Annotated in this window: 19 protein-coding genes; 10 read left to right on the forward strand and 9 right to left on the reverse strand. The window is 73.2% G+C overall.

Annotated elements, in window-relative coordinates; translation table 11 throughout:
* The first annotated feature begins 136 nt into the window (after positions 1–136).
* Positions 137–946, forward strand: coding sequence for an alpha/beta fold hydrolase (locus tag ACFYNX_RS12510; protein WP_388660697.1), 810 nt, complete (start codon positions 137–139; stop codon positions 944–946).
* A 40-nt stretch (positions 947–986) separates the two neighbouring features.
* A complete protein-coding gene (locus ACFYNX_RS12515) occupies positions 987–1979 on the forward strand; it encodes a glutathione S-transferase family protein (protein ID WP_388660700.1) in 993 nt (330 codons plus the stop codon).
* A gap of 377 nt (positions 1980–2356) precedes the next feature.
* Here the strand turns inward: ACFYNX_RS12515 and ACFYNX_RS12520 are convergent, their stop codons facing one another.
* Complete coding sequence (locus ACFYNX_RS12520) at positions 2357–3583, reverse strand: PP2C family protein-serine/threonine phosphatase (protein ID WP_365543527.1); 1227 nt, start codon at positions 3581–3583, stop codon at positions 2357–2359.
* Between the two features lie 244 nt (positions 3584–3827).
* Here ACFYNX_RS12520 and ACFYNX_RS12525 point away from each other — a divergent pair, with 244 nt between their 5' ends.
* The 7 genes from ACFYNX_RS12525 to ACFYNX_RS12555 all read left to right on the forward strand — a co-directional run bounded on the left by ACFYNX_RS12525 (position 3828) and on the right by ACFYNX_RS12555 (position 9519).
* Positions 3828–4349, forward strand: a complete 522-nt coding sequence (locus tag ACFYNX_RS12525) for a DUF6328 family protein (protein ID WP_365543521.1) — start codon at positions 3828–3830, stop codon at positions 4347–4349.
* Between the two features lie 117 nt (positions 4350–4466).
* On the forward strand, positions 4467–5291 hold the full coding sequence (locus ACFYNX_RS12530; RefSeq protein WP_388660705.1) for a PepSY domain-containing protein: 825 nt from the start codon (positions 4467–4469) through the stop codon (positions 5289–5291).
* A gap of 224 nt (positions 5292–5515) precedes the next feature.
* Positions 5516–6052 carry an EF-hand domain-containing protein gene (locus ACFYNX_RS12535; protein ID WP_365543515.1) on the forward strand — a complete coding sequence of 179 codons (537 nt, stop codon included), beginning with the start codon at positions 5516–5518 and terminating at the stop codon, positions 6050–6052.
* Positions 6049–7194, forward strand: a complete 1146-nt coding sequence (locus ACFYNX_RS12540) for an isocitrate/isopropylmalate family dehydrogenase (RefSeq protein ID WP_388660708.1) — start codon at positions 6049–6051, stop codon at positions 7192–7194. The genes ACFYNX_RS12535 and ACFYNX_RS12540 overlap by 4 nt, the downstream gene beginning before the upstream one ends.
* Positions 7191–7862 (forward strand): cysteine hydrolase family protein, encoded by a 672-nt coding sequence (locus tag ACFYNX_RS12545; RefSeq protein ID WP_388660711.1) that lies wholly within the window; start codon positions 7191–7193, stop codon positions 7860–7862. The genes ACFYNX_RS12540 and ACFYNX_RS12545 overlap by 4 nt, the downstream gene beginning before the upstream one ends.
* Positions 7829–8764, forward strand: a complete 936-nt coding sequence (locus ACFYNX_RS12550) for an SAM-dependent methyltransferase (RefSeq protein ID WP_388660713.1) — start codon at positions 7829–7831, stop codon at positions 8762–8764. The genes ACFYNX_RS12545 and ACFYNX_RS12550 overlap by 34 nt, the downstream gene beginning before the upstream one ends.
* Before the next feature lie 107 nt (positions 8765–8871).
* On the forward strand, positions 8872–9519 hold the full coding sequence (locus ACFYNX_RS12555; RefSeq protein WP_388660716.1) for a hypothetical protein: 648 nt from the start codon (positions 8872–8874) through the stop codon (positions 9517–9519).
* A 34-nt stretch (positions 9520–9553) separates the two neighbouring features.
* On the opposite strand, the gene ACFYNX_RS12560 is transcribed toward ACFYNX_RS12555, so the two are convergent.
* The 8 genes from ACFYNX_RS12560 to ACFYNX_RS12595 all read right to left on the reverse strand — a co-directional run bounded on the left by ACFYNX_RS12560 (position 9554) and on the right by ACFYNX_RS12595 (position 13462).
* Positions 9554–10018: a gas vesicle protein K gene (locus ACFYNX_RS12560; RefSeq protein ID WP_388660719.1), complete on the reverse strand. Its 465-nt coding sequence runs from the start codon at positions 10016–10018 to the stop codon at positions 9554–9556.
* The gene (locus ACFYNX_RS12565) at positions 10015–10230 is read right to left on the reverse strand and encodes a gas vesicle protein (protein WP_388660722.1); all 216 of its coding nucleotides are present in this window, start codon (positions 10228–10230) and stop codon (positions 10015–10017) included. The genes ACFYNX_RS12560 and ACFYNX_RS12565 overlap by 4 nt, the downstream gene beginning before the upstream one ends.
* The gene (locus ACFYNX_RS12570; RefSeq protein WP_388660724.1) at positions 10227–11057 is read right to left on the reverse strand and encodes a GvpL/GvpF family gas vesicle protein; all 831 of its coding nucleotides are present in this window, start codon (positions 11055–11057) and stop codon (positions 10227–10229) included. The genes ACFYNX_RS12565 and ACFYNX_RS12570 overlap by 4 nt, the downstream gene beginning before the upstream one ends.
* Entirely contained in the window at positions 11054–11539 is a 486-nt protein-coding gene (locus tag ACFYNX_RS12575) for a gas vesicle protein (protein WP_388660727.1), read from the reverse strand. Before ACFYNX_RS12575 ends, ACFYNX_RS12570 begins: the two co-directional genes overlap by 4 nt.
* An 18-nt stretch (positions 11540–11557) precedes the next feature.
* Complete coding sequence (locus ACFYNX_RS12580) at positions 11558–11806, reverse strand: gas vesicle protein GvpG (RefSeq protein ID WP_365543497.1); 249 nt, start codon at positions 11804–11806, stop codon at positions 11558–11560.
* Positions 11807–11880: 74 nt separating this feature from the next.
* Positions 11881–12597: a GvpL/GvpF family gas vesicle protein gene (locus tag ACFYNX_RS12585; protein ID WP_388660730.1), complete on the reverse strand. Its 717-nt coding sequence runs from the start codon at positions 12595–12597 to the stop codon at positions 11881–11883.
* 3 nt (positions 12598–12600) lie between these two features.
* Complete coding sequence (locus ACFYNX_RS12590) at positions 12601–13068, reverse strand: gas vesicle structural protein GvpA (protein WP_365543491.1); 468 nt, start codon at positions 13066–13068, stop codon at positions 12601–12603.
* A gap of 28 nt (positions 13069–13096) precedes the next feature.
* Positions 13097–13462, reverse strand: coding sequence for a gas vesicle protein (locus tag ACFYNX_RS12595; RefSeq protein WP_388660733.1), 366 nt, complete (start codon positions 13460–13462; stop codon positions 13097–13099).
* A gap of 205 nt (positions 13463–13667) precedes the next feature.
* On the opposite strand from ACFYNX_RS12595, the gene ACFYNX_RS12600 reads away from it, so the two are divergent.
* Positions 13668–14498 carry a histone protein gene (locus tag ACFYNX_RS12600; RefSeq protein WP_388660736.1) on the forward strand — a complete coding sequence of 277 codons (831 nt, stop codon included), beginning with the start codon at positions 13668–13670 and terminating at the stop codon, positions 14496–14498.
* Positions 14499–14500 lie beyond the last annotated feature (2 nt).

Here is a 14500-nt window from a genome sequence, read left to right on the forward strand (position 1 = left end):
GTTCGAACCCCCGCGGCGCGTTCGAACGCCGAGCGGTGTATGCCGTGCGACCGGGGCGGGTCACCGTTTGCGGCCCTCCGGGGCCCGGCGGAGACTGGGCGGGGGCAGGGGGCCGATCCGGAGAGGGCCTGGGACGATGGGCGCATACGCTGACCTCCCTGGGGTCAGGACCTGGTACGAGACCGAGGGCGACGGCGATCCGCTGGTCCTGCTGCACGGCGGCTTCTGCACCAACGAGACGTGGGGCGCCCAGCGCTCCGACCTCGCCGACGAGTACCGCCTCTTCCTGCCCGAGCGGCGCGCCCACGGGCACACCCCCGACGTGCCGGGGCCGCTGTCGTACCAGGACATGGCGGACGACACGGTGGCGTTCCTGGAGCGGGTGGTCGGGGGTCCGGCGCATCTGGTCGGGTGGAGCGACGGCGGTGTCGTCGCGCTGCTCGCCGCCGCCGCCCGGCCCGATCTGGTCCGCAGGGTCGTGGTGATCGGGGCGAACTTCCGCCCCGGGCCCGAGTGCTTCGTCGATCCGGCGATGCTCGACGGGATGACGCCCGACAGCCCGGACATGGAGTTCTTCCGCGAGATGTACGCGGCGGTCACACCGGACGGCGCGGACCACTGGCCGGTGGTGGCGGCCAAGGTGATCGAGATGTGGCGGACCCAGCCGGCGCTCGCCCCCGGGGACCTGGGGCGCGTACGGGCGCCCACCCTGGTCGTGGTCGGCGACGACGACATGATGACGCTCGAGCACACCGCCGCCCTCTACCGCGCGCTCCCGGAGGCCCTGCTGGCCGTGGTGCCCGGGGCGTCCCACCTGGTGCCGCTGGAGCAGCCGGCCCTGGTCAACCGGATGGTCCTCGACCACCTGGCGCGGGACGCCGCCGTCGAGACGATGATGCCGGTCCTGCGCGCGGCGCCCGGCGCCCCGGGCGGCGCCCCCGACTGATCCCGGGCGGAACCGTGCGGCGCGGGCTACCCTCGGGGCCATGGCTGGCGACGGTGAGTACGAGCGCGACCGGAACTACATCACGACGAGGATCACGGCCGACGGCCGGGACGGCCGGCCCGTGGAGCCGGGGCGGTACCGATTGGTCGTCGCCCGCGCGTGCCCGTGGGCGAACCGGGCCGTGATCGTCCGGCGCCTCATGGGCCTGGAGGACGTCCTGTCGATGGGCATCGCCGGGCCCGTGCACGACGAGCGCAGTTGGTCCTTCGACCTGGACCCGGACGGCAGGGACCCGGTCCTCGGCATCGAACGGCTCCAGGAGGCCTTCTTCCGGCGGGACCCGGAGTACGCGCGCGGCATCACCGTGCCCGCGATCGTCGACGTCCCGACCGGTGCGGTGGTCACCAACGACTTCGCGCAGATCACGCTGGACCTGGGCAGCCAGTGGACGGCCCATCAGCGGGACGGGGCGCCGGAGCTGTACCCGGAGAAGTGGCGCGACGAGATCGACGACGTGGCCGAGAAGGTGTACCGGGACGTCAACAACGGCGTCTACCAGTGCGGTTTCGCGAGCAGCCAGGAGGCGTACGACCAGGCGTACCGGAGGCTGTGGGACCGGCTGGAGTGGCTGGAGGAGCGGCTTGGAGACCGGCGCTATCTGGTCGGGGACACCCTCACGGAGGCCGACGTCCGCCTCTTCACGACCCTCGTGCGGTTCGACGCCGTCTACCACGGCCACTTCAAGTGCAACCGGCGGAAGCTGACCGAACTCCCGGCGCTTTGGGGCTACGCGCGGGACCTGTTCCAGACGCCCGGTTTCGGCGACACCATCGACTTCGAGCAGATCAAGACGCACTACTACGTCGTCCACCGCGACATCAACCCGACCGGGATCGTCCCCCTCGGCCCGGACCCGCGCGGCTGGCTCTCGGCGCACGGGCGGGAGGAGCTCGGCGGGCGCCCGTTCGGCGACGGCACGCCGCCCGGACCGCCGCCCCCGTCCGAGCGGGTGCCGCCGCTCGGCCACGGCTGAGACGGTCCCGCCTCGCACGCGCGTCGGCCCCCACCCTGTTTCACGGGTGGGGGCCGACGCGCGGGACGCTCAGGTCAGCGGTTCCGGGGCGGGGCCCGGCGAGGGCAGCGGGCCCGGCTGCGGGAAGGGGTCCGGGGGCGGGACCGGGGCCGGCGGGTCCGGCTCCGGCTGGGGCGGCGCGGGCGGTACGGGGTCCGGGCCGCCGGGCACGGGTGCCGGTCCCGGCAACGGTCCCGGGTCGGGTGCCGGGCCGGGCCCGGGCGGCGGCGTGGGACTCGGAGGGACGGGGTCGTTCGGGGGCGTGCTCATGAACCCTCCTGGTGGTTCGCCGTGATCTCTCTGACGAACCCGCGCCTACCCGCGTCCGGAACGGTCACTCACCCCGGGTTCCGGCCGTGTTCCTCCGCCGCGCCCGGCCGTGTCCCCCCGCCGCGTCCGCTCGGGTGCCATTCGGTGAGCAGGATGGTGGCGTCGTCGCGCAGCTTGTGGCCCTGGTGCTGCCGCAGGCCCTGGACCAGGCGCCGGAGGGCCTCGGGGGCGGGGGCGCCGGCCGCCGTGGCGCGGATGACCGTGTCGGCCAGCCGCTCCTCGCCGTAGAAGTCCCCTCCGGACGAGCGCGCCTCGGTGACGCCGTCGCTGTAGAGGAGGATCCGGTCGCCGGGCTGGAGGCGCTCGGTGTGCTCGGTGGGCGGTGACTCCCTGAGGAACCCCCAGCCGAGCGGCAGGTCGGGCTCCCGGTCGAGGACCTGGGGGAGGACCCTTCCGTGACGGATCAGCAGGGGCGGCGGGTGACCGCAGTTGATCCAGGTCAACCGTCCGTCGGAGGTGTCCAGATGGGCGACGACGGCGGTCATGAGGCGGTCGGTGAACCAGGTGTCGAGGATCTGGTCGATCGAGGTGACGATGTCGCTCAGCGAGCCGCCGGAGCGGCGGGCCGCCCGGCAGGCGGCGAGCCCGGCCGCGCTGGCTCCGCCGGAGGCGAGGTCGTGGCCCATGGAGTCGATGACGGTCAGGTGCAGGCCGCTGTCGTCCAGGGTGTGGTCGAAGGTGTCGCCGCCGATGTCGTAGGCGGGTTCGAGGACCGCCGAGGAGGTGACCTCCGACGTGCCGATGGTCCGCGGCGGCAGGAAGGCCCACAGCAGTTCGGCCTGCACCGTCATCGCCCGCGCGCGTTCCGTCTCGACCAGCAGGTCGCTGTGGGAGGACTTCGACACCACGAGCAGGGCGGCGACCCCGGCGAGCGCCTTGCCCCGCCCGAGCAGGCCGTCGTCCAGGGCGGGCGCCGTCACCATCAGGACGCCGATGCGTTCGACCCCGTCGATCATCGGCAGCCAGGCGGTGGCGCCGTCCCTCGACCGCTGCACCTGCTGCGTGCGGTAGGCCAGGCCCGCCAGCGAGGTGTCGACGTCGAGCGTCGACTGGTCGACGCCGTCCGTCTGGGGCAGTGCGACGAGCCGGATCTGCTGGAGGTCGGTGACGTACATGGCCGTTCCCCGGAGCCCCATGCGGCGGCCCGCCTCCTGGACGAGGCCCGCGAGCTCCCGCACGGACCGCAGGTGGGAGCGGGCCAGCAGATCGCCCAGGACATCCTCGTACGTCGACACACGACCTCCGCGGCTCTTCTCCGGCGTCTTGCGGCGGCGTGGAGCGGCCCGTCCTCCCCCGGGTGCCCCTGGGGTGGCTCCCAGGCTACGCAGGCCCTCCGGTGATCGCACCCTCCTCGCGGGCGCGTGTTCGCGGGCACGGGGTGCTTCCCGCCGGGCCGGGAGACCGGGCCGCGCACATCCTGGGAAAAGAAAAGGCAAAGTCCGGGCGGATGCGAGGCCGACCTGCGGGAAAGAGGACGCCATGACTGAGGACGTGATAGCCGACGATGACCGGCGGACCAGAAGAAACGAGACGCCCGAAGAGCGCGCGGACCGGCAGTGGACCGAGCTCATCCAGGAGATCAGGGTCGCCCAGACCGGTGTGCAGATCCTCCTGGGCTTCCTGCTCACCGTGGTGTTCACACCGCACTTCCAGGACTTGGAGCAGACCGACAAGACGATATACCTCGTCACCGTCGTGCTGGGTTCGCTGGCGACCGGCGCCCTGATCGGGCCCGTGGCCTTCCACCGCATCGTGTCGGGCCGCCGCATCAAGCCCCAGGCGGTCGTCTGGGCGTCCCGGCTCACGTTCACCGGTCTCATCCTGCTCCTCGCGACGCTGACCGCGGCGCTCTTCCTGATCCTGCGCGTGGCCACGCACGACGGCTACGTGCCGTGGCTGGTCTCCGGGGTCCTCGCCTGGTACCTGGTCTGCTGGTTCGGCCTGCCGCTGTGGGCCCGGATCCGTTACACGAACGGGGACGACCGGCCGTCCGAGCGGTGAGGCCGCGGGCGGGGCGCCGGGCGGGTTTCCCCCGTCCGGACCGGCGGAGGACCGCGATCGGGTGGTTGCGCGGGTCGCTGCGTCACGGAACGGGGGCCCCGGGTCAGGGATAGGCGCATGAGTACCTCTCTGCGACATCGACTGCGCGGCCCGGTCATCGCCTGCCTCGCCGCGTCCTGCGCCCTTCTGCTCGCCGCCTGCGGGTCCGAGCAGAAGGACACCACCACCACGTCCGGCCGCATCGCGCCGACCCAGACCGGGAGCACCGACGGCCCGTCGGCGTCGGCCTCCGCCTCCCCGTCGGGGTCCGCCTCCCCCTCGGGCTCCGCTTCGCCGCGACTCACCGACGACCAGGCCGAGCGCCAGAAGCTCGTCCCGGCCACGAAGGTCGCCTGGGACAAGGCCACGCAGACCGCCGTGGCCACCGTGCCCCAGGGCAAGCTGGTCGAGACCGAGCTCGCCTGGGCTCCGCCGAACGCCACCGCGAGCGGGAGCGCCCGCCCGAGCGGCAGCGCCTCCGCCTCCGCCGGTGCGTCCGCCTCCGCGTCCATGAGCGCCGGTGCGTCCGCCTCCGCGAGCCCGTCGGCGAGCGCGGGCGCGCGGACCCCGGCGTGGCACACGAGCGTCGCCGCGTCGGACGGCACCCTCCACGACATCTGGGTCGACGGCGTCAGCGGCAAGGTCATCAGCGACAAGCCGGACGCGGACCAGGACGCCGAGGACAAGCAGGAGCTGGCCGACCGGTTGAAGCGGACCACCGTCACGCCGGAGCAGGCGGTGCAGACGGCCACCCAGGACGACAAGGGCACCGTCACGGCCGTGGAGCTGGACGACGACTCCTGGTCGGTGGACGTCGTCGACACCGACAACTGGGACAAGACGACGTACGAGGTCTCCACGACCGAGCGACGGGTCCTCCGCCAGGAAGTCGACCGCGACTGACCTCTCCTCCCCGCCCGTTCGCTCCCCGCCCGTTCCGGCCCACCCGGCCGGAACGGGCGCCGCTTTCCACCTTCCCGGCGTGTCATGCACGGCCCGGCGAATTGCCTTCGATCGTGTAAGGCAGACCGCTTTCGTGCCTCGGAAGCGCCCCGGCACCCCGATAGTGGATCAACGGCCGGGCGCGTGACCCGGCGTCATCCTCACCGAAAGCCGGGTGCGTCCCCATGCCCACCACCGAGGCCACCGACCGTGTGCAGCTCGTGTTCTCGCTCTTCGACGCCGACGGGAACGGCTTCCTGGAGCCCGCCGACTTCGAGCTGATGGGGAGCCGGACCGTCGCGGCGCTGCCGGCGGCCGACGAGAAGGCCGGGACGAGGCTCCTCGCCGCCTTCCGCCAGTACGGGGACACGCTCCTGGCCGAGCTGGACGCCGACGGCGACGGGCGGATCAGCCCCGAGGAGTTCACCGCCGTCGTGCTCGACCCGCAGCGGTTCGACGCCGCCGTCGACGAGTTCGCCGAGGCCCTGTCCGCGATGGGCGACGTGGACGGCGACGGCTTCGTCGCCCGTCCCGACTTCCTCGCCCTCATGACCGCCATCGGCTTCGACCGGCCCAACATCGAGGCGCTGTTCGAGGCCTTCGGCCCGGTGGACGGCGACCGGGTGCCGGTGGCCGTCTGGGCGGACGGGATCCGGGACTACTACCGCCCGGAGAAGGCCGGCATCGCCGGCGACCGTCTCGTCACCGGCGCCGCCCGATGACCGGGGCGAACGGGCGGGGGGCCACGGGGACCTCCCCGTTAGGCGGTGTCCGGCCCGTGATCGGGCTGGCCGTGGGCCGCGGCACGGGCCCGGAGCTGGCGGACGTCTTCGAGCGCGTGCTGAGCGCCCTCACCCCGGGCGGCGCGGGGGCCACGGGGGTGGAGGTCGTCCGCTCGCCGCGCCTCTACCACTCCTACGTCTCGCTCCGCCGGGACCACGGCGTCGCCGCCGTACAGCGGTTGACCGCCGAGGACGCCGACCACTACGAGGCGTGGTGCCGGGACCTGGCCGGGCGCGGCACCACCGCGGTCTTCCGCACCGCGATCAACGCCCAGTCGCTGTACCTGGTCCGGCGCCGGCTGCGCGCGGTGAAGGTCGACCTGCTGACGGCCGGGGAACGATCGCTGCTGCTGGTCCGGGACCAGGCCCAGGGCTTCTACACCGGCGAGAACACGCACACCGCCGGTGAGGTCACCCGCACCCTCACCTTCAGCCGCGAGGTCACCGGGGCGGTCGTCGAGCACGCCCTGGAGCGGGCCCGGCGCACCTGGCCGGACGGGCGGATCGGCCGGATCGTCATGGCCTACAAGTTCCATCTGCTCGACGGGGCGTTCGACGCGTGGGTGGCCGACCTGTCCGAGCGGTTCGGCGTACGGATCGAGGTGTTCCAGCCGGACACGGTCAACCGCAACCTGCTCGCCCACGGGCTGCCCGACCGCACCCTGCTGATCGCCGGGAACGAGTGGGCCGACATCATGCACGTCATGCTCCTCGACCGGTACGGCTCCGACCGGCAGGAGAACCGCTGCACGGAGAACGTCTGCCTCGATCCGGCGCTGCGGGGCCTGGTGGAGTACCAGACGGTGCACGGCTCGGCCGACGACCTGGCGGGCCGGGACCTGGTCAACCCGGTCGCCACCATCCGGGCCGCCGCGCTCGTCGCGGAGCACCACGCCGGGTGTCCCGGTGCCGCGGCGGCCGTGGAGGCCGCCCTCGCGGTCCTCGACGAACGGGGCGTGCGCACCCCCGACCTCGGCGGCCGGCACTCCACGAGCGACGTGGTGGACGCCCTGGTCGGCGCGCTCGGCGTCCCCGGGCCGGACAACGCGCCGCGTGACGCGGCCCTGGTGGGCGGCCCGTGACCGCGTCGGCGCGCACGGCCCTGGTCGTGGTGGACCTGCAGAACGACTTCTGCGCGAGTCCCCTGGCCAGGGCCCGGTTCCGGGGCGACCCCGCCGTCCTGGACGCCGTCGTCTCCTCGGCCGCCGGAGCGGCCGCGGAGGCCCGGCGCCGGGGCGTGGAGGTGGTCTTCGTCCGGTTCACCGGCGACCCCGACCGGCAGGGGGCGAGCTGGCGGCTGCGGGACCGGGCCCGGGGCAGGCCGCCGAAGTGCCTGGAGGGCACCTGGGGCGCGGAGTTCCACGGTGTCCTGCCCGCCGCCGGCGAGGCCGTCTTCACCAAGCGGGCCTGCTTCGACGCCTTCCTCGCGGCGGGATTCGAGGAGCACCTGCGCGCCCGGGGCGTCGAGCACCTGGTGTTCGCGGGCCTGTTCGCCGACGTGTGCGTGGACTCCACCGCCCGGACCGCGTTCCAGAAGGGCTTCCACGTCACCGTACTGGCGGACTGCACCACGGCCCTGCACCTGCCGTACGAGGAGGTCCTCGCGTTCATGCGCGTCCTCTACGGCGCCCGTACCCCCGTGTCGGGCGACCCGTCCGCGTGGGACGTCCCCGCGGTGGAGCCGCGGAGGGAAGAGCAAGAGGAAGAGGAGAGGGAGTGCGCACCGGAGCCGGTCCGTTCCCGGGGGTGACGGCGGGCGTGGGCCGCACCGCCCTGCTGGTGGCCGCCGCCCGCGCCGTCGAGACCCACCGCCCCGACGCCCTCGCCCGCGATCCGTTCGCCGCCGCCTTCGTCCGCGCGGCGCCGGACGCCGCCGACTGGCCGCTCCATCCCGACGAGGTCCCCGGCGGTGCCTCGGACCCGCTGTGGGGCAGGCTCGGCCGGTACTTCGGGCTGCGGACCCGCGTCCTGGACGACCACCTGCTGGCGTCCGCCCGGGCGGGCGTGCGCCAGATGGTGCTGCTCGGTGCGGGCCTCGACTCCCGGGCCTTCCGGCTCGACTGGCCCGCCGGGACCGTCGTCCACGAGATCGACTCGGCCGACGTGCTGGCCTTCAAGCAGTCGGTGCTCGACGCCACGGGGGCGGAGCCCGTCGCCGAACGCCGCCCGTGCGCCGCCGACCTCCGGAACGACTGGACGGAGGCCCTCCTCGGTTCCGGAAGCGGTACCGGAGCCGGTACCGGAACCGGCTCCGGCTTCGATCCGGCCGCCCCGACCGCCTGGCTCGCCGAGGGCCTGCTGCTCTACCTCCCCGCCGAGGCCGAGCGGCGCCTGATCGACGACGTGGACCGGCTCAGCGCCGCCGGCAGCACGCTGGCGTACGAGATCAAGGAGGTGACCGCCGAATCCTCGCGCGTGCGCGGCGGCCCCGTCTACACGACGGCGCGCGAGCGGGTCGGCATCGACCTGCCGGGCCTCTTCGCCGCGGGACCGCGCCCCGACTCGGCCGGGGTCCTCGCCGGCCGGGGCTGGCGGGTGGCCGTGCACCGCCCGTACGACTTCACCGCGCTCCACGGTCGGGGCCCGCTCCCGGAACCGGACGACGCCCTGGCGGCCAACCGCTGGATCTTCGCCACGGCCGACCGCTTCTGATCGATCCACCGGGCGGATCCCGGAGGGGCGGGGCCGCGCGGCCGGTCCCCGGGAGGGCCGTACTGTGGGTGTGATCATCGTCGGGGCGAGGACGCACGGGGGCGCGCATGACCATCCACCGGCCGGGACTTCCGGAGGACCTTCCGCCGGGGGAGGCGCTGTGGGGCCGGTGGGCGCTGCTCGCCGCCATCGGGGCCACCACCGCGGAGGAGGAGCGCGCGAGCGGCTACCGCACCGGCCTCCGGGTCGACGCCGAGGGGCTCCACCACGACGACTCCGGCTGCACCTGGTGGACCATGTCCAGGATGGGCGAGGGCCGGTTCGTGCTCTACGGCGAGGACGAGTCGAGCGGTGTGAAGTGGCACGGGACGCCGATCGACGTGCTGGCGGGCGGGCCGGACTGGCTCCCGTACGACGAACTGCGCGACCGGATCGAGGGGGACGAGCTGGGCTGCGTCTACTGGTACGAGGACGGGGCCTGGGCTCGCGCGCCCTACCCGGACGACCTCCGGGACGACGGCCTGGACTGCGGCATGGGCGGTTTCGCCGACCGGGAGCAGGTGCTGGGAGAGCTGTCGGACCACGTCGACGGGGCGGACGCGGCGGGTTTCCTGGCCGACGCCGAGGCGCGCCGACTGCGGCCGGAGCCCTTCCTCGCGCGGTTGCGGCCCGCCCGTCACGACGAGGGGCCGCTCGACCTGCCCGCCGTGGCCCGGGCCCTCGCCCTGGCCGGCGTCACCGTCTCCGACCGGTGACGCGGGACGGTGACACCGGCCGGAGCCGTGGCACTCAGTCCTCCCGCGGCAGCAGGGGGCCGAGCGGCCCGAGGTCGAGGTTGAGGTCCTGGAGCGTGTAGCCGTGTTCGGCGCAGAGGTCGGACAGGGCGTCGTGCAGGGCCATCAGGGTGGCGCCCAGCTCCTCCTCCTGGTCGTCGGTGAGGTCGCCCGCGTCGACGCGCCGCAGCGCCTGCCTCTCGATGAGCTGGCGCAGGAGTTCCACGACGGTGAGGACGAGTTTGAGCAGGTCCTCCTCGACCGACTCGTGGTCGGTCCGGAGCCGGCGCGCGGGGCGCGGGGACTCGTCGGCCGGGGTGGGCGGGGCCTGGAGGAGGCGGAAGGCGTCGTTCAGGGCGCTGCCCGCCCTGCGCAGGGGCGGTGAGGTCTCCCGGGGCGGCTCCGCCCCGGGGGCGGCCTCCGGGAGCGGTCCGGGAGGGGCCCTCCGCTCCCCCGGCGCCGGGCCCGCCCCGTCGTTCACGTCCGCTCCCGGTCCACCGGTCCCAGCGGGTCCGCCTCCGAGTCGACGGACACGATCAGGGCGCGGAGCGAGACGCGGACGAGGTCGATGTCCGCGATCGACAGGACGATGTCGCCGGAGAGGACCACTCCCCCGCTGAGCAGCCTGTCGAGCAGGTCGACCAGGGCGACCTGTCGGCCGGGCAGCGATTCGGTGGGCCGGGAGACGGTCATGGCGTCCGCCCCTCCCCGGCGGCCTCGGGTTCGGGCGGCGTGGCGAAGGAGTACGGGGCCCACGGCCCGGTCACCTCGACGCGTACGCCGTCGAGGCCGTCCACGGCGGCAGCGAGCGCCGTGCGGAACTCTTCGGCACGGTCGTACGGGACGAGGTAGGCGTCGTTGAGGACGTTCTCCTCCGGGCCCGCCAGGGCGCCGCGCTGGGCGGGGTGGCGCACGCGGTGCGTGCTGAACCGGGAGGCCAGGGCCTCGACGCGGTCGGCCGCCTCCTGGGCGTGCCGGTAGCGGACCTCCTGGGCGCTGTGCTGGGCCCTGCGGCGGCGCAGGTAGGCCTTTCCGGGGCTGAGGGAGGGGCCGTCGGTGCCGTCCCGGGGCTCCGAGGGGCCGGTGGGACCGGTGGAGCCGACGTACAGCTTGACGCCGAACTCGCTCCGGCCGTGGAGGAGGGCGATCCGTTCGGCGAAGACGTGGCGCTGGGCGGTGAGGGCGCGGCGGGCGCGGTCGTCGTTCTGGTAGACGGTCGCCAGGCGCAGCGGGAGGACGGTGTCGTGGCGGGCGACGGTCTGGACGACGTCGTGGTGGGCGCGGGCGACGTCCTCCAGCCACTCCAGGTCCTCGAAGCGGGCCTTCAGGGTCCGCTCGTCGAACTGGTCCGGCGCGACCCGGCTGACGACGAACGCGACGGGGTCCGGTCCGGCCGCCGGGAGGGACAGGAGGGACACGGGGGCGCCCGACACCCCTCGGAGGTCCTGGAGGGAGGCGCGTACCTCCCGCGTGTCCGGGGCCGCGGCGTACACGTAGGTGAGGTCCTCGTGGCCGTTCATCTACCGCGCTTCCCTGGTGTCCCGCCCCTCGTTCTCCGGCGGGGGGCCGCTTCGTCCTCGTCCGGTTCCACGTCCTCGTAGACCTCCACGTCCTCCTCGTCCACGTCCTCGTAGGCCTCCGGTTCCAGGGGCTCCCCCGTTTCGAGCCTCTCGCGCCGCAGCGCGTCCAGCTCCGCGCGGAGCCTGCGGTTCTCCTGCGCCAGGGGGCCGCCGGTGTGCTTCGAGGAGAGCGAGGGGTCGTGCTCCCACCAGTCGATGCCCATCTCCTTCGCCTTGTCGACGGAGGCGACCAGGATCCGCAGTTTGATCGTCAGCAGTTCGATGTCGAGCAGGTTGATGCGGATGTCCCCGGCGATGACGATGCCCTTGTCGAGCACCCGCTCCAGGATGTCCGCGAGGTTGGCGGAGGAACTCGGTCCGTACGGCACCGGTGCCGCTCGGGAGGGGGCGGATCCGAACCGGTCGGGCAGGGGGTCAGACACGGCGGCCTCGCTTCCGGGTCACGGCAGCCCCCGCCGGTGGGCGTCGATCTCGTCCAGCCGGTCGAGCAGCTCGTCCTCGCGCCGGTCGAAGGCCTCCTGGTCGATCTCCCCCCGTACGAGCCGGCTCTCCAGTTCCCGGAGCTCCCGCCAGACGGGGGCCGGGTCGTAGTACTCCTCCTCGGCCTCCGCCACGACCCGCTGCGCGATCCAGACGGCGCCGCGCACCGGGGCGACGGGAAGCGTGAGCAACTGTGTCAGCAGTCCCATCCTCTCTCCTTCTCCCTCCTCGCCCGTCTCCCGTGGCCGGGCGAACCACCGGGCTCCGAGAGCCACCGGGCGGGCTATCGGACGAAGCTGTACGGCGGCAGGGGGCCGCTCAGCCGGAACTCCACCCCCTCCCCGAGCTGCCGGACGAGGCCCGACTGCGCCGCGAGGAACTCCTCCTTCCGGTCGTCGGAGATCAGCAGCGAGAGGTTGAGGAAGTCGTCGCCGGACGCCGGCCGGACGTTGTGCTCCTCGGCGTACGGGACGAGGGCGTCGGCCAGTCCGGCCGCGAGCGCGTCCTGCCGTTCCTGTACTTGCGCGGCGACCATCCGGCCGAGGGTCAGCGGGAGCTGGGGGTCCGGGTCACCGGCGCGGATCCGCTCGTTGAGCTCCCGGGTCTCGGGGGTCTCCCGCAGGATCTGCCGCAGGAGCTCCTCCTCGTTCCGGGAGGCCCTCACGTGGTACTCGGCGCAGCCGGCGAGCCGTTCCAGATCGGCGAGGCGGCCGTCGGCGTCCCTGCGGAGCGCCTGCTCGACCGTCGCCTCGTCGGCGGCGGTGTAACCGAACTGGAGGGGCAGGACGGGGCCGCCCTCCATGAGGCGCTCCTGCACCTCCTGGTGGATCAGCAGGTCGCGCCGCTTGGGCCGGATCTCCTCGGAGACGTCGCTGACCACGGCGTACAGCGGTCCGCACGCGAGGGCGCGCACCGGAGACGGATCGACTCCGACGCCGGTCATGTCCCCGACGGCGAGGGGATGGTCCTCCCCCGTGATCGCGTAGACGTAGAGGGCCATCGGTCACTCCTTCTCCCGGCGCGCCGTGCGTCGGGCGGGAGGCCGCCTGCGGCGGGGAGCGGGCTCCTCCTCCGCTTCCTCCTCCTCGTCCGGCTCCTCGTCGCGGCGGGACTTCCCGGTCAGGGACTCGGTGACGGCGTCGACCGCCCCGCTGAGCGCTCCCTTGGACTTGCCGTGGGCGCCACCCTCCATCATGCCGCCGACGACCTCGGGAAGCTGCGCCGGAGCCTTGCGGCCGGATTCGAGGTCGAGCCTGTTGCAGGCCTCGGCGAAGCGCAGGTAGGTGTCCACACTGGCCACCACGATCCGGGCGTCGATCTTGAGGATCTCGATCCCCACCAGCGAGACGCGGACGAAGACGTCGATCACCAGGCCCCGGTCCAGGATGAGCTCCAGGACGTCGTAGAGGGTGCCCGAGGAGCCTCCGCCCCTGCCCGCGGCGCTGCCGCCGCCCTGCGGCACCATCGTCATGGTGCCTCCCTTCACGGCCGGACCGTTCTCAGAACGGCCGATCGATCATCCCGCGGCTGTAGCGGCGGGTCCGTTCGAAGGAGATCAACGCGCCTTCCTCGTCGAGTGAGACCTTGTAACTGGCCAGCACGCTGGTCGTGTCGGGGATGCGCTCCAGCTCCACCACTTCCACCTGCGCCTCCCACCCCGAATCGGTGGGTCTGAGCGAGGAGACGGACTCGGGCGGTCGGCCGAGCAGCTTCGCCAGTTGCTCGGCGGCCGAGCTCATCGCCGATCCGGCGTCGACGGCCTTCGCCCTGCGCTGCGCGGGTCCGCGCCGGGTGGGGTTACGTTCCCGCCGCTCGTCGTCGGCGCGCGGGGCCCGCCGGGGACGATCCGAATCTGCTGAAGCCATGTGGCACTTCCAGAAGACGTACAGCCAGTTGAGGCTAGAATTTCACGATATACGGACAAATGCCACGTCCGGGAGAACAGGCTCGTTCCCCACCGCCCGAACGGGGCGGCCTCCGAAGGCATATGCGTGGAGGTGCGACCCGCTACGGAAGGTTCCGTGTGGGGCGGCGTCGAGGCTGCGGATGCCCGGTGAAGGGACAGAGGCCATGGATGACACGTCCAAGATCGCCCTGGCGGCCGCGGTGGCCGGAGGGTACGTGTTGGGACGGACGAAGAAAGGGCGCCTCGCGTTCACCGCGGCGACCTATCTGGCAGGGCGCCGCTTCGGCCTCGAACCCCGGCAGCTCGTGACGGAGGGCCTGAGCAAGCTCAAGGACATACCGCAGGTCGCGGAGATGGGTGACCAACTGAAGGGCGAAGCACTGAACGCCGGTCGCCAGGCGCTCAAGGCCGCGGCCAACCGCAAGCTCACCGACCTCGCCGACTCGCTCCACGAACGGACGCTGGCGATCGGCAGCGGCGGCGACGAGGACAACGAAGAGGACGAGGAAGGGCGTTACGAGGACGAGGAGCAGGAGGACTACGAGGACGAGGAACCCGAACAGTACGACGAGGACGAGGACGAGGAAGAAGGCGCGTGGGAGGAGGAAGAAGAACCGGAGGAGCCGGAGGAGCCGGAAGAGCCCGAGGAAGAGGAAGAAGAGGAGGAAGAACCGGAGGAGCCGCGGCCGCGCCGGTCCTCGCGTGCGCGCAAGACCTCCCCGGCACGCGGTACGACGACGGCCGAGAAGACCACGCCCGCGAAGAAGACGGCGGCCAAGAAGACCGCCCCCGCCAGGAAGAGCGCCCCTGCGAAGAAGGCCGCTCCCGCGAAGAAGAGCGCTCCCGCCAAGAAGACGACGGCCCGCAAGGCGACGGCCGAGAAGACCGCGCCCGCCAGGAAGGCCGCGGCCAAGAAGACCACGGCACGCAAACCGGCGGCTAAGAAGACCGCCGCGAAGAAGACGGCCGCGCGCAAGCCGTCGGCGCGGAGGTAGGT

Origin of the sequence: Streptomyces sp. NPDC007872, assembly GCF_042868165.1 — a bacterium.
GTDB lineage: Bacteria > Actinomycetota > Actinomycetes > Streptomycetales > Streptomycetaceae > Streptomyces.